Here is a 12,837-nt window from a genome sequence, read left to right on the forward strand (position 1 = left end):
ATAAGTTAAATAACAGGTTAACCTTTGCATTGTCAGGTAAAAAGGAGGTGGGTTGCAACATAAACCTGGTAACTGTTCATGCAACGCTGTCGAATAGTCAAATGTCCATCATCGCCTCTGGACAACGATACCTCTGCCTTCTTCATCGCTCCCCAAGCGCAATTTCAACTCTGCTCAGGTGGATAGTTACCACACTGCGGATACCTGGGGCGCCGGCCGGCAACCGGTTCAGGTAGCTTAATTATTTGACTGTGTCCAACCTTTTTTATTGACAACAAAATATCAAATCAACCCAGCGGCTTATCTTATTGAAAGGAGCATCATTAACTATGGCGTTAGGAATGATAATTATCGCTATTCTGGTAGCTATTTTTGGCTATCGTCTCTATGCAGTCAAGATCGACCGTGAAATCATTCAGGCCGATCCCAAGCGGGCTACCCCGGCCACCATGTATAACGATGGAGTTGACTTTATGCCCGCCAAAGGCAGTGTTCTGTTTGGCTATCAGTTCAAATCCATTGCTGCCCTGGGGCCAATTGTGGGGCCGATTACGGCGGTGCAGTGGGGCTGGCTACCGTCCATTTTGTGGTTATTGTTTGGGGTATTGTTGATTGGGTGGGTGCAAGATTATGCGGCGGCTATGCTGGCCATGCGCAGCGACGGATTGACCCTGGGCGGTTTGAGTTACAAACTCATCTCCCCCCGCGCCCGGAACCTGTTGCTTGGTTTTTTATACTTTTATCTGCTCTTGATTATGGGCGCTTTTGGCGCAGTGGTAGCCGGATTGCTGGCCACCCCCACGGTGCCCATTGGGTTCATTATCCTCACCCTGGCCGGGCTGCTGGCCGGTCAAATGACTTATCGCTGGCGGATGGATTTGCTCACGACCACGGTGGTAACAGTCCTGATTGCCCTGGTTGGCATCTGGCTGGGCACATTGGCCTTTTCCACCAATATTGTCAAAGTGGTTAACTCCCTGGCCGGCGATGCCAACGGCGTGCTCTATAACACGCCTTATGGACCAATGCAGTGGTCGGTGTGGTTGTGGGGGATTTTTGCCCTGTTCTTCTGTTACCTGGGTTCGGTTTTGCCCATCTGGCGTTTTGCCCAGCCGGTCAACTACACTTCGTTCTGGTTTGTGGCTTTGGGTATTATTGGCGCTATTCTCGGTATCCTCATTGCCACCTTCACCGGCTCGGTGGGCACCTCTTTTCAAATTCCGGCCTATGTAACCTGGAATCAACCGGCGCTGGGCTGGTTGTGGCCCATCCTGTTTGTCACCATCTCTTGCGGCGCGGTATCGGGTTGGCATTCCCTGGTGTCTACTTCGGGTACGGCCCGCCAGCTTGAAAAAGAAACCGACGCCCTGCCGGTAGGGGCCGGGGCCATGTTCCTGGAGGTGGTGCTGGCGGTGCTGGCCGTAGTTTTTGCCGCCACGCTCATTGTCGCGCCCGACGGCAGCGTTCTTTACGATGCGGCCAATCTGTATCAACTCAAAATTGGGGCCGGGGGAGTGTTTGCCGCCGGCATGGCCCGCTTCCTGGCGGTGATTGGCATTCCGTCTGCCCTGGGCGGCGCCATCGGCGCAATTTTCCTGGCCGTGATGGCCCTGACCGTAATGCAACTGGTGCTACGTTTTATGCGCGTGGCCAGCGCCGAACTATTGGGCGACGCCCTGCCCATCATGAAGAACCCCCACATCGGCAGCATAGTGGCCCTGGGCTTCACCATGCTCATTTTGTGGACCGCTTTCTGGCAGCGCATTTGGGTGCTCTTTGGCGGGGCCAACCAGCTTTTTGCCGGTTTGGCTTTACTGCTTATCACCATCTGGCTGGCCGAACAAGGTAAAAAATATGCCTGGACCTTCTGGCCGGCGGTTTTTATGTATGTCACCACCGTCGCCGCCCTGTTGGTTACGGCTTACAAATCCTTCTTTGACGCCAAGGGGTTATTTGACCCCACGGCCGGCCTGGCCTTTCAAATTGGCAACGGCATTGCCGGCCTGATTGGTCTCTTCCTGGCCATTGCCGCGCTGTTTTTGGCCTGGGATGGGATCATCTCCTTTAACAGGGCCAGAAGCAAAGCGGCCGCAGCCCCGGCTGCTTCAGAATAAATCTGAACCCCGATGAACCGCGCTTCACTTCTGGGCCGGAAGCAAAACGGTTAAAATTTTCTAATGCCAGGGCGCAAAGGCGCAAAGAATTATTAAAAAACTTAGCGCCTTTGCCTCCTGGCGCCTTTGGGTTTGACTTTCTGGTTCTGTGGGGGGCAGGGTTAACTACCCAACCCGTGTAATTGCAGAAAATTGGTAAAACGTGGTCAGTCAATATCATGAAACGTTGCGCCATTCTTGAGGTGATAACGCCCCATGCCGGTATGCTCCACAACATGCGGGGGGGCCTGGCCTACACCGACCAAATATTGACCGAAGCCGGTTTGAGCCAACCCGGCCAGGCGCTGGAAAATGGCGAGGAATCGCTCTGGCTGCGGCGCTGTTTGCACTACCTGGACCGGCGTTTTCAACAATGGCTGCGCATCCAACTCATTGCCCCGCTCTCGTTGCCGGGTTTGTTCAGGGTTGTCCGCTACCGGATTAGAACTTATCCCACCTTTATTATAGGCGGCGAAACATTCACTGGCCAAGACCTGGCCGAATTGGAAGCCTTTATCCGGCGGCAAGCCGGCTCAATGGCCGAGGAGTGACCCCTTGCTTTTGACAGGTCTGTGCCAATTTTTAGGCCCTAGAGTAGAGACAGGACAATGTTCTGTCCCTACCGCCAAAATTTTGGAACGCACCCGCTTTTGACCCCTGTCTAAACAGGTGTATACTTGGCAATTAATCTGATCCGGTTTCGTCCTCCCTGGACAGTGTGTTATTCCTAAGCCAACGCGCCAAAAAGTCAACCAATCCAATACTTTAGGAGGTACCTTCCCCAATGACTGAGGAACAAAAAAGAAATTTCTGGCAACGCGCTAAAGAAGCGATAGGCGACTACATCTATGGCATGGCCAGTCACGAGATGACCCGCCAGGCGCTTAAAACGCGCGGCAGTATGGAACACCTATTTATTCTCATCACCATGGGCGATTTATTAGGCGTGCCCATTTTGCCGCCTTACTACTCCCTGCGTCTTTTGCCCTATGTGGTGCCCCAAATTTCCACCTGGAAACGGCGCATGCTGCGTGAAAAAGACCTCACCGACGCCCTGGCTTAAGGAGATAAACTATGTCGCTGGTAAAAATTTTTCAAGAACACCCCGAACGACGCTACATTATGTTTGGCGGCAAAGGCGGCCTGGGCAAAACCACGTTTTCGGCGGCGGCCGCTTACTATCTGGCCCAACAGGGCCACCGGGTACTGGTTTTTTCGGTTGACCCCCAGGCTTCGCTGTCGGATATTTTTCAACGAGACATCTTTGGTAAAGGCGCGGTGGAAATTATGCCCAATCTCTTTGCCCAAGAGATTGACGCCGACCAACGCATCAAAGCCTACCAGGAAGAAATTCGCCAAAAAATCTTTAATATGTACGGCCTGGAAAAAATCCCCGATGAAATTGAAAACTACATCCAGGCCGCCGCCGCCGAACCGGCTATGGAAGAAAGCGCCATCTTTGACCAGGTGGTAGATATTGTGGTGGCCGCCGAGTACGACTATTACATTTACGACCTGGTGCCGCTGGGCCACGCCCTGTATTACCTGAGCATGGCCAGTGTGTACGACGAATGGATTGAAAAAATCACCAAACTCCGCGAAGAAATGCGCGAATACGAGCAAATGGCCGCCCGCATCAAACGCGACGAGGAAATCCAGGAAGACCTTATCTTAAAAGAACTGCAAGACATCAAATACCGCATTCAAACCTCGTCCAGCATTCTTACCGACAAAGAAAAAACCGCCTTCTTTTTTGTTTGCGTGCCGGAAGAAATGATTTTGATTGACACGCAAAAAGCGGCAGAACTTTTTGCTAAGTTTGATGTGCCGTTGAGCGGTTACATTGTCAACCGGGTGTTGCCGGACGAATTGATGCAGCAGCCCAACATCCCGGAATACCTGCGCAATCGCCACAAAATGCAGCAGGTGTACGCCGCCAAAATCAACCAACTATTTGGCAATGATGTTTTGGCCTGGATCCCAGAATTTGAGCGCGACATCACCGGCCTGCCGATGATTGAAAAAATGGCCCAGGTGATGTTTGGCAATGGGGCCGTTTAAACAAAGGAGATAAAGCATGGCCTTGATTGATGTTAGCATGCAGCAATTTGTGGAAGCGCATCCTCACCTGAAATTTACCTTTTTTGGGGGCAAAGGCGGGGTGGGCAAAACAGTGATGGCCGGCGCGGCTGCCATTGGTTTTGCCCGGCAGGGCAAAAAAACCCTGCTGGCTTCCACCAACCCCGTCCATAGCTTGAGCGGGTTGTTGGACCAGAATGTTTTTGGCAAACAAACGCCGGTTAAGGGCGTACCCAATCTGATGGCGTACGAGATTGACACGCGAGAAACCATTGAACGCTCCAAGGTGGAGATCAAAGAAAAAATTGACTATTTTCTCAAATTTGCCGAAATCCGCACCAAAGCCGATGAGTTTGTCGAGTCGGCCACCATGAACCCGGCCTTTGAAGAGTCGGCCATGTTTGAGAACATGATTGACCTGATGTTCAAAGACGAGTACGAAGTTTACGTTTTTGATACCGCCCCCACGGCCAATGCGCGCCGCTTGTTGGGCATGTCGTCGGTATACTCCATGTGGGTCAACAAAATGATGGACAGCCGCAAAGAGGCCCAAAGTTTGCGAGAGCTGCTTTCTTATTCCAAAAAGAAAGAGCAAAAAGACCCCCTGATGGATTATCTGCTCAACTTCCGCGAGCGGATGCACCAGGCCAAAGAGTTGTTGACCGATCCCGAAAAAACAGCCTTTTTCTTTGTCACCCTGCCCGAAGCCTTGCCCATTGCCGTCATCCGCCGTTTCATCAATTGGTTTGATGAATTTGGCATTCCGGTGGGCGGCGTGGTGGTGAATATGTTAATTGACAAGACCAACGTGACCGAGGACTCGGCGGAATTTGTCAAGAACCGGGTGCAGATGCAAGATGGTTACATGCGGGAAATAGAAGAGGTTTTTAACGGCATGGTGCGCGGGGTGGTGCCTTTATTTGACACCGAAGTGCGCGGGATTGAAATGTTGAACCGCACCACCAACGCTGTGTTTGGACAGGGGTAATTTGTGGCCGGGGCCGAACTGGTTCGTCAGCACGAAATTGCCATCAACAACGTTCTGCTGGGCGCGTCTACCTTTATTTCCCTGGCCCTGCCCCCGGGCTGGGAAATTGTGATGGGCGCGGGCAGTCCGGAGGTAACGGCCAGCCACCGGCATAACGGCCGGCGCTGGGTGGCCACCGGCGACGCCTGGTATATTCTGCACCACCCGGGCCGGCGCTGGGCTATGGAACTACGGCTAACGGCCAGTCTCCCCCCCCGCTCGCGCCGCGAGACTATTTTGCCAGAACTGACCGTGGCCGGGCATCCGGCCAGCGTTACCTGGAAACAACGCAAGCGAGGCTTTATCAAACGCTGGCCGGTAACTTACGTTACGGTAGAGTTTTTCTGTCCACACACCAAGCGGCAGTTAAGGTTGGAATTCAGCGGCAGTCCCCTACCGGAAGCTTTTGAAGAAGTGCTGGCCGTGATAAAGTACGCTCGATGTCATTAGCATAAACCCCCAGGCGGGCAAAAGCTCACTTTTGCCCGCCGCATTTATGTCAGGCCATCTTCTTTTGTATCCCCCTTGTTTTGCCCGCCCCCTGCCCGGCAAATGGCCTGAAATAGCGCCGCCGCCTGGTTATTTTGTAAACCGGCCAGCCGGAGCATGATCAGAATATGCGGGTCCTGCGGCCCCCAGGAAAAACGGATCAGGTGGGAGCCGTAACTTTCTAAAAAGGGAGCGACCCATTCGATTTGTTGTTTGGCCGCCCCTCGTTGGGCAATAACCAAATGGTGAGGGCCATCGGTCAAAGTCCAGGGATTGTTTGGGTTTTGCGGCAAGGTTTTAATCTTGCGGCCGGCCGGGATGATTTCTAACTCGCCGCCCTGGGGATGGCGCAGGGTGCCCCGCAAGATGAGTTGGTCCCGTTTGCCGCGCAGCACGTCAACCAGCCAGAGCGGGGCCAGCTCGCGCGATTCAAGCAGATAGGTTAATTCCAGGCGGCGAAAGGGCGCGCGCGCGCGTTGCAGGCCAATCCGCGCTCCTGAACCGGACGAACCCAGCCAACTGGCTTGTACGCTCTTTTTATCGCCTAACACCTCCAAATCACGTTGGAGCCAGCGATAGGTGCGCAGGCCAAAACGCCGGTTATAAATAGCCGCAAACAAATACCACACCACCAGCAAAATACCCAGGCCGGTGACGATATATTCTGGGGTTAGCATTTTATCCTCTCCTGAAAATGGTAATTTGGGGGCACAATTTTGCCCCCAGTCTAACAAAAGGGGGGGAACATGTCAAAGAATTGGAGGTAACATTAACGTGGCGTCCGACCCGCCAAGGCCGGATACTTTATTGGCCCAACTGAAACAACGCTGGCTGGCCATTGACGATTGGCTGCGGGGTTTTATTTACGGCATGACCTATTTTGAGCTGGAAAAGGAACTGCGCCAACAAAGGGCCGACCTGGAACACCTTTTTGTGCTGATCAGTTTTGGCGATTTGTTGGGCGTGCCAATTCTGCCGCCTTATTATTCGATGCGGCTGTTGCCCTACATTGTGCCCATGCTTAACAGTTGGCGCCGGCGCATGCTCCGCGAGAGAGATTTGACCGATTTGGCCGGTTGATTTTTTTTACCTTATCAGTTGAAGTTGCTTTATGCCCCATCGTTTTTTTATCCCCCCTAACTGGCTCACCCCGCCCACCGTCACCCTGCGCGGCCCTATTGCCCGCCAGATAAAAACCGTGCTGCGCCTGCGGCCCGGTGATAACGTCATTGTGCTGGACAATTCGGGGACGGAGTTTTTGGTGACGCTTAATCAGGTGGAGAAAAACGCTGCGGCCGGCCGGATTGTGGCCCAACAACCGGCGGCGGGCGAACCAAAGATACACCTGACCCTCTATCAAGGCGCACTCAAGGGCCAGAAATTTGAATGGGTGCTGCAAAAAGGCACAGAGTTGGGCGTGTCTTGCTTTGCGCCAATAATTTGCCGGCGGTCGGTGGTTAAGCGCGTTGGCGCGCTAACCAAAAAGTATGAGCGCTGGCAGCAAATCATCCGCGAGGCAGCGGAACAGAGTAGACGCGGCAAACTGCCCTCCTTAGTGCAGCCCCTGTTATTGGCCGAGGCCATCGAGCAAGCCCGGTCAAGCTCGTTGCTGGTGATGCCCTGGGAAGAGGCCGGCGGCCCTACCCTCAAAGAAGTTTTAACCCAAACAACAACCAACCGCATTGCAGTTTTTATTGGGCCGGAGGGAGGTTTTGCCGCGGAGGAAGCCGAAATAGCCCGCCAGGCCGGCGGGCAGTTGGTAACGTTAGGGCCGCGTATTTTGCGGGCCGAAACCGCCGCTCTGGCCGCGTGCGCAGCCATTTTGTACGAACTGGGCGAGTGGAGAGCGCCTTAAAGAATCAGGTAACTGTTCACCTTGTTCCCTATGTCACTGCGAGCCAGAGGCGAAGCAGTCTCCATCCTGGAATTGGAGATTGCTTCGGGCTGCGCCCTCGCAATGACACGCCAAGAAAGTGAATAGTACACTGTCAGACAAATTTTGACGGGTAGGGGCACGGCCTTGCGCCTGCCCCATATGGGGCGACCGCAAGGGCGCGCTCCTACCCCAATCTATCAGAATTAACTTGACGGTGTAATAGTTACAGTATCAGCATCGCGTCGCCAAAGGAGTAAAAACGATACCGTTGGGCAATGGCCTCCTCGTAGGCCCGCAGAATCAACTCGCGCCCGGCAAAGGCGCTGACCAGCATGAGCAGGGTGGATTGGGGCAGGTGAAAATTGGTCAGCAGCAGGTCAACCGCGCGGAAGGTAAAGCCGGGGTAGATAAACAGGTCGGTTTCTTCCTCAATGGCCGTCACCACGGCCCAGGGACACGCTTCCTCTCCGCCCCGGCCGGGGGCAGGCAACGCGCTGGCTTCTTGCAGCGAGCCGGTTTGCCCGGCGCTGCGCAAGGCCGCGGTTTCCAGGGTGCGCACGGCCGTGGTGCCTACGGCCACCAACCGCCCCCCGGCCAGTTTGGCCCGGTTGATGCGCGCGGCGGTGGCGGCGGTCAGGCCGGCAAACTCGCGGTGAATGGGATGGGCCTCAATTTGCTCAACCGTGACCGGCAGAAAGGTATCCAGGCCAATGTGCAGGGTCACGTAATCAAGCAGCACGCCCCGCTCCCGCAGCGCCAGCAGGCTTTCCGGGGTAAAATGCAGCCCGGCCGTGGGCGCGGCCGCAGAGCCGGACACCCGGCTGAAAACTGTTTGGTAGCGTTCGGCGTTAGCAAGCGGGGTATGGATGTAAGGCGGCAGCGGCGTTTGGCCCACCTTGTTCAGCCAGGCTTCAACCGGCCGGTTGAACGCAACCAGGCGCCGAGCCTGGCCCAAGTTCTCCTTGACGGTCAGAAAAAGAGGAGGCCCCGCCCGGCGCGGCGGCGTTCCCCGGCCGGCAATCTCCACCACCACCCCCGGCCGCAGCCGTTTGCCCCCCACCAATACTTCCCAAAGCAGGTGGTCAATTTGTTTAAGCAACAGGATCTCTACTTTGCCGCCGCTGGTCTTGCGCCCCAACAGGCGAGCGGGAATGACCCGGCTGTTATTGGCAATGAGCATATCGCCGGGCCGGAGCAGGTTGGGCAAATCTGTAAAACGGCAATGCGTAATTTCGGCGGTATGGCGGTTAACCACCATCAGCCGCGAGGCGTGGCGGGGTTCCAGGGGGGTTTGGGCAATGAGGTTTGGCGGCAAGTGATAATCAAATAGGCTGACGTTCACGGGTCAATTATTCTACCACTTCAATCCGTTGGGTCAGCCACGGCCCCTTGTTTTGGGCGTTATCCGTTACCTGGATGCTTAAATCATAAGTGCCCGGCAGGCGCCCGGTCCAAAGCAAAAAAACAGTCCAGCTTGAATTGGGGTAGGGCGACCGGGCAGAACTGAGGCGGATAGGTTGGTTTTGGACCGAAATTTCTTCGGTAATAAGTTGGTCGCAAGGCGCACCCAGGCAGACCCTATTGGCAAGATCAGTGTTGGGGGCCACAACCTTGAGGGTGGCAAATTCAACAGAGGCCAGCGTGTCGGGAAGGGAGAAGGCTTGAGGATTTGCTTCTATTGTTCCGGCCGGTTTGCCGTTGACCAGAATCTCAAGCGCGCCCAGCCCATGGGGGCTAAGGTGGCGGCTTTCCAGGTAAAGTTCCTGGCCTACTTTAACCTGTATGTTGGCCGGGTTGGGGACAAAGGTGGAGTGGGGCCACGGGCCGGAAGCAGCCGGCGGGCTGGCCACCCCCAGGCTGGTCGCTTCGGTTAGAGATTGGCAGCCCAGGGTCAACCAGGTGAGGCCAAGGATGAGGCGGATCAGCATTGTTGAGTATTTAGCCATTTGTCCATCCCCCTAAAGGCTTTTAGAACTTACGCGCGTTTAGAAGTGACAGTCACTTGCGAAGTGACTGTCACCTCTGGAACACTGCTCAAAACAACGACGGCTGTTCCGGCCTGTCCGGCGCGGCCAGGCCCAAATGCTGGTAAGCGTGCGGCGTGGCCACCCGGCCGCGCGGGGTGCGGGCCAAAAAACCCAGTTGCAGCAGATACGGCTCCACCACGTCCATTACGGTGCTGCTTTCCTCGCTGATGCTGGCGGCAATGGTTTCCAGGCCCACCGGGCCGCCGCCAAACTTTTGGATGATGGAGTGCAGCACTTTGCGGTCCAGGTCGTCCAGACCCAGGGGGTCAACGTTCATTAATTCCAGCGATTCCTGGGCCACGGTTCGGGTAATCACCCCGTTGGCCCGCACCTGGGCAAAGTCGCGCGCCCGTTTGAGCAGCCGGTTGGCAATGCGGGCCGTGCCCCGCGAACGGGCGGCAATTTCCAGCGCGCCTGCCTCGTCAATGGGCACGTTCAAAATAGTGGCCGAGCGGGTGACAATTTGTTGCAGCTCTTCCGGGCTGTAAAACTCCAGTCTAAAGATAGCGCCAAAACGATCGCGCAGGGGCGCGGCCAGCAGGTCCAGGCGGGTGGTGGCGCCCATAGTGGTAAAAGGCGGCAGCTTGAGCCGGATGTTGCGGGCGCTGGGGCCTTTGCCGATCACAATGTCCAGGGCGTAATCCTCCATAGCCGGGTAAAGCACTTCTTCCACGGCCCGGCCCAGGCGGTGGATTTCGTCAATGAACAGCAGGTCGCCCCGGCGCAGATTGGTGAGTATAGCGGCCAGGTCGCCGGCCCGCTCAATGGCCGGGCCAGAGGTGATCTTTAGGTTGACGCCCATCTGGTGGGCCACAATGCTGGCCAGGGTGGTTTTGCCCAGGCCCGGCGGGCCGTAAAGCAGAATGTGGTCCAGGGCCTCGCCGCGCTTTTGGGCCGCTTCAATTAAAATTTGAATGTTCTCTTTAACCGTGGCCTGGCCAAAGTAACCGGCCCAATCGGTGGGGCGCAGGCCAACGTCCAGGGTCTTGTCGGTAGTTTGTTCGGCGGGGGAAATAGAACGCTCGTCCATACCTGGGATTATACCACAGAATGGGGGAAGGGCCTATTGGTAGGGGAGGCGTGCTGAAATTTTGGCGGTAGAGATAGGACAATGTCCTATCTCTAACCGATGGCCTAAAAATTGGGGCAGGCCGTTGACCGGCCGGGCGGCAGCTTACGCCAGCCAGTCCTCAAGTTGCAAAACAGGAATGCGGTCAAAATGGCGGCGATTGTGCGTAACCAGGGAAGATTGGTGGGTGAGGGCAATACTGGCAATCTGCAAGTCCAAGTCGGATAGGGGAGTTCCTTGCCGCTCTAGCCAGGCTTTGAGCCGGCCGAATTGTTGGGCTGCCGCCGCGTCAAAGGGAAGCATAATCAAACCGGCCAGGAGCACGTCCAGGCGGGCCAGGTTTTCAGCAGGCCGGCTTGACTTGTGCGCGCCGTGCGCCAGTTCACCCACACTCACGCAAGTCACGGCCAGGTCATCGGCCGGGGTAACCTGCTGCCGCAGGTCCAATTGACCGCGCAATACGGCCACGCAGTGGTCGCTGTCCAGGATTTTCATAGGTTTACTATGGGACGAGGGGATGGCTTTAGACGGTTGGCGTAAATCTCATCGGCCAGGGCCGCCAGATCGGCTTCGTTGCGCCACAGACCAAAAGCGGCCATAGCCGGGTGCGCCTGACCTGCCTCGATCTCGGCCAGCAGGTCCGGGTTCTGCCCCAGAACCACGGCCAGTTGCCGCGCTGTGTGAGCCGTTCGCTCCAGTTGTTCAAATTCCGTGGCATTAATTAGCACGGCCAGCGGCCGCTCGCGCCGCTGAATGAGAAAACGCTCCCCGGCGACTGCACGCGAAATCAATTCTGAAAAGCGACTTTTGGCTTCGCTAATGTTCAAACTGTGCATTTGACCTCCCGAGTAAGTCAAATTGACCTATTTGATAGGATACCACACCGCAACGGCAGAGGCAAATAATGCGTCCAGTTCGCCTGACCTATGCTGTACTTTTGCGCAAAATTATGCTACCATAAAAAGCGTTCAGGCATTTTGAAATCTAACAACGCCACCACCATCTCTCCCGCCTCCGATGCCCTATTGCCACTTCATTATTATTTGCCAGAAGTGCCCATGCACGTGTGACGCTTACCCCCAATAATGAAATTCAGTTTATTTGTAGATTTGTCTATTCTCAAAGGAGGTAAATGGAATGGCTAACCAAAAGTTACTCAAAAAATGGCATTTTCTATCAAGGCTCGCCCGGCTGGGGTTGGGCCTGGGGCTGCTGATAATAGTAGCGGCGGGTCTCTGGTTTATCCCGGCCGCCCACGCAGCCACCTATGTAGTGGATCGTTTTGACGACAACGCCGGGGCCACGGCCTGCACGGCTGCGCTCAACGATTGCAGCCTGCGCGGCGCAATTTCGGCAGCCAATAATAACCCCGGCGCCGACACCATCACCCTGCCTGCCGGCACCTATACCTTAAGCGGGAGTGGCGATGATACCAACGGCCAGGGCGACCTGGACATCTTCGCAAACCCAGGCGGCGGCAACCTGACCATCAACGGCGCAGGCGCGAGCGTGACCATTATTAACGGGCCTACTGGTAATGACCGGATATTCCATATCCAGGCCCCCGGAGACACTGTCAATATTTCCGGCGTGACCATTCAAAACGGCAACGCGCCCGGTTATGGGGGCGGCATTGCTATCTCGAATGGCGCGCTGAATATTGCCAATAGCACCATCTATAGCAACACCACCGCTATGGGCGGCGGCGCCATTGCCATTTCCGGCGACAGCGCCCTGAACATTGTTAACACCACCATCTACAGCAATGCCGCCACCGGCGATCACGATGGCGGCGGCATTTACAATCTCAGCCGCACCGTCACCATTACCGGCAGCGCCATCTACACCAACACAGCCAGGGATGGTGCTGGCATCGAGAATAATGATGGCACAGTGCTTATCACCAACACGACTATTGATGATAATGAAGCCTCCCAGGGTGGCGGCGGCATCGTCAATTGGAGCGGCGCCGTCACCATCGCCAACAGCGCCTTTTCTAACAACCGGGCGGGCGATGGCGGCGGCGGTATCCTCAACGAAACCTCCGGTACCCTGAACATCGCCAACAGCGCCCTGTCCAATAACTACACCACCCGCTTTGGCGGTGGTATTTCCAG

15 protein-coding genes are annotated in these 12,837 nt (G+C 55.7%); 9 read left to right on the forward strand and 6 right to left on the reverse strand.

Translation table 11 applies throughout. The features are described 5' to 3' along the window. Nucleotides 1-329 precede the first annotated feature (329 nt). The 6 genes from JW953_13100 (at nucleotide 330) to JW953_13125 (ending at nucleotide 5,709) form a co-directional block, all read left to right on the forward strand. Entirely contained in the window at nucleotides 330-2,114 is a 1,785-nt protein-coding gene (locus tag JW953_13100; GenBank protein MBN1993631.1) for a carbon starvation protein A, read from the forward strand. 218 nt (nucleotides 2,115-2,332) lie between these two features. After that, on the forward strand, nucleotides 2,333-2,704 hold the full coding sequence (locus JW953_13105) for a hypothetical protein (GenBank protein ID MBN1993632.1): 372 nt from the start codon (nucleotides 2,333-2,335) through the stop codon (nucleotides 2,702-2,704). A gap of 233 nt (nucleotides 2,705-2,937) precedes the next feature. Continuing rightward, nucleotides 2,938-3,216 carry a hypothetical protein gene (locus tag JW953_13110; GenBank protein MBN1993633.1) on the forward strand — a complete coding sequence of 93 codons (279 nt, stop codon included), beginning with the start codon at nucleotides 2,938-2,940 and terminating at the stop codon, nucleotides 3,214-3,216. An 11-nt stretch (nucleotides 3,217-3,227) separates the two neighbouring features. Continuing rightward, a complete protein-coding gene (locus JW953_13115) occupies nucleotides 3,228-4,214 on the forward strand; it encodes a TRC40/GET3/ArsA family transport-energizing ATPase (protein MBN1993634.1) in 987 nt (328 codons plus the stop codon). 16 nt (nucleotides 4,215-4,230) lie between these two features. Next, nucleotides 4,231-5,220 (forward strand): ArsA family ATPase, encoded by a 990-nt coding sequence (locus tag JW953_13120; protein MBN1993635.1) that lies wholly within the window; start codon nucleotides 4,231-4,233, stop codon nucleotides 5,218-5,220. Between the two features lie 3 nt (nucleotides 5,221-5,223). Continuing rightward, nucleotides 5,224-5,709, forward strand: a complete 486-nt coding sequence (locus JW953_13125) for a hypothetical protein (protein MBN1993636.1) — start codon at nucleotides 5,224-5,226, stop codon at nucleotides 5,707-5,709. 44 nt (nucleotides 5,710-5,753) lie between these two features. On the opposite strand, the gene JW953_13130 is transcribed toward JW953_13125, so the two are convergent. Beyond that, entirely contained in the window at nucleotides 5,754-6,425 is a 672-nt protein-coding gene (locus tag JW953_13130) for a hypothetical protein (GenBank protein MBN1993637.1), read from the reverse strand. A gap of 154 nt (nucleotides 6,426-6,579) precedes the next feature. On the opposite strand from JW953_13130, the gene JW953_13135 reads away from it, so the two are divergent. Both JW953_13135 and JW953_13140 read left to right on the forward strand, forming a co-directional pair. Further along, entirely contained in the window at nucleotides 6,580-6,828 is a 249-nt protein-coding gene (locus tag JW953_13135) for a hypothetical protein (protein ID MBN1993638.1), read from the forward strand. A gap of 31 nt (nucleotides 6,829-6,859) precedes the next feature. Beyond that, nucleotides 6,860-7,603, forward strand: a complete 744-nt coding sequence (locus JW953_13140; protein MBN1993639.1) for a 16S rRNA (uracil(1498)-N(3))-methyltransferase — start codon at nucleotides 6,860-6,862, stop codon at nucleotides 7,601-7,603. Nucleotides 7,604-7,847: 244 nt separating this feature from the next. Here the strand turns inward: JW953_13140 and queA are convergent, their stop codons facing one another. From queA to JW953_13165, 5 genes are all read right to left on the reverse strand, one after another. Beyond that, nucleotides 7,848-8,966: a tRNA preQ1(34) S-adenosylmethionine ribosyltransferase-isomerase QueA gene (gene queA, locus JW953_13145; GenBank protein MBN1993640.1), complete on the reverse strand. Its 1,119-nt coding sequence runs from the start codon at nucleotides 8,964-8,966 to the stop codon at nucleotides 7,848-7,850. A 7-nt stretch (nucleotides 8,967-8,973) separates the two neighbouring features. Next, nucleotides 8,974-9,570, reverse strand: a complete 597-nt coding sequence (locus JW953_13150; GenBank protein MBN1993641.1) for a hypothetical protein — start codon at nucleotides 9,568-9,570, stop codon at nucleotides 8,974-8,976. Nucleotides 9,571-9,658: 88 nt separating this feature from the next. Beyond that, on the reverse strand, nucleotides 9,659-10,681 hold the full coding sequence (gene ruvB / locus JW953_13155) for a Holliday junction branch migration DNA helicase RuvB (GenBank protein ID MBN1993642.1): 1,023 nt from the start codon (nucleotides 10,679-10,681) through the stop codon (nucleotides 9,659-9,661). A 144-nt stretch (nucleotides 10,682-10,825) separates the two neighbouring features. Further along, entirely contained in the window at nucleotides 10,826-11,215 is a 390-nt protein-coding gene (locus JW953_13160) for a type II toxin-antitoxin system VapC family toxin (protein MBN1993643.1), read from the reverse strand. Next, the gene (locus tag JW953_13165) at nucleotides 11,212-11,556 is read right to left on the reverse strand and encodes a type II toxin-antitoxin system Phd/YefM family antitoxin (GenBank protein MBN1993644.1); all 345 of its coding nucleotides are present in this window, start codon (nucleotides 11,554-11,556) and stop codon (nucleotides 11,212-11,214) included. Before JW953_13165 ends, JW953_13160 begins: the two co-directional genes overlap by 4 nt. Before the next feature lie 301 nt (nucleotides 11,557-11,857). On the opposite strand from JW953_13165, the gene JW953_13170 reads away from it, so the two are divergent. Next, nucleotides 11,858-12,837, forward strand: a 980-nt coding sequence (locus tag JW953_13170; GenBank protein MBN1993645.1) for a hypothetical protein, incomplete at its 3' end; no start/stop codon positions are given.

This window comes from Anaerolineae bacterium, from assembly GCA_016931895.1.
Taxonomy (GTDB): domain Bacteria; phylum Chloroflexota; class Anaerolineae; order 4572-78; family J111; genus JAFGNV01.

Excerpts from the sequence above, each read along its gene's own strand:
- JW953_13100 (MBN1993631.1), top strand. The coding sequence starts at position 330 with ATGGCGTTAGGAATGATAATTATCGCTATTCTGGTAGCTATTTTTGGC.
- JW953_13105 (MBN1993632.1), top strand. The coding sequence starts at position 2,333 with ATGAAACGTTGCGCCATTCTTGAGGTGATAACGCCCCATGCCGGTATG.
- JW953_13110 (MBN1993633.1), top strand. The coding sequence starts at position 2,938 with ATGACTGAGGAACAAAAAAGAAATTTCTGGCAACGCGCTAAAGAAGCG.
- JW953_13115 (MBN1993634.1), top strand. The coding sequence starts at position 3,228 with ATGTCGCTGGTAAAAATTTTTCAAGAACACCCCGAACGACGCTACATT.
- JW953_13120 (MBN1993635.1), top strand. The coding sequence starts at position 4,231 with ATGGCCTTGATTGATGTTAGCATGCAGCAATTTGTGGAAGCGCATCCT.
- JW953_13130 (MBN1993637.1), bottom strand. The coding sequence starts at position 6,425 with ATGCTAACCCCAGAATATATCGTCACCGGCCTGGGTATTTTGCTGGTG.
- JW953_13140 (MBN1993639.1), top strand. The coding sequence starts at position 6,860 with ATGCCCCATCGTTTTTTTATCCCCCCTAACTGGCTCACCCCGCCCACC.
- JW953_13150 (MBN1993641.1), bottom strand. The coding sequence starts at position 9,570 with ATGGCTAAATACTCAACAATGCTGATCCGCCTCATCCTTGGCCTCACC.
- ruvB (MBN1993642.1), bottom strand. The coding sequence starts at position 10,681 with ATGGACGAGCGTTCTATTTCCCCCGCCGAACAAACTACCGACAAGACC.
- JW953_13160 (MBN1993643.1), bottom strand. The coding sequence starts at position 11,215 with ATGAAAATCCTGGACAGCGACCACTGCGTGGCCGTATTGCGCGGTCAA.
- JW953_13165 (MBN1993644.1), bottom strand. The coding sequence starts at position 11,556 with ATGCACAGTTTGAACATTAGCGAAGCCAAAAGTCGCTTTTCAGAATTG.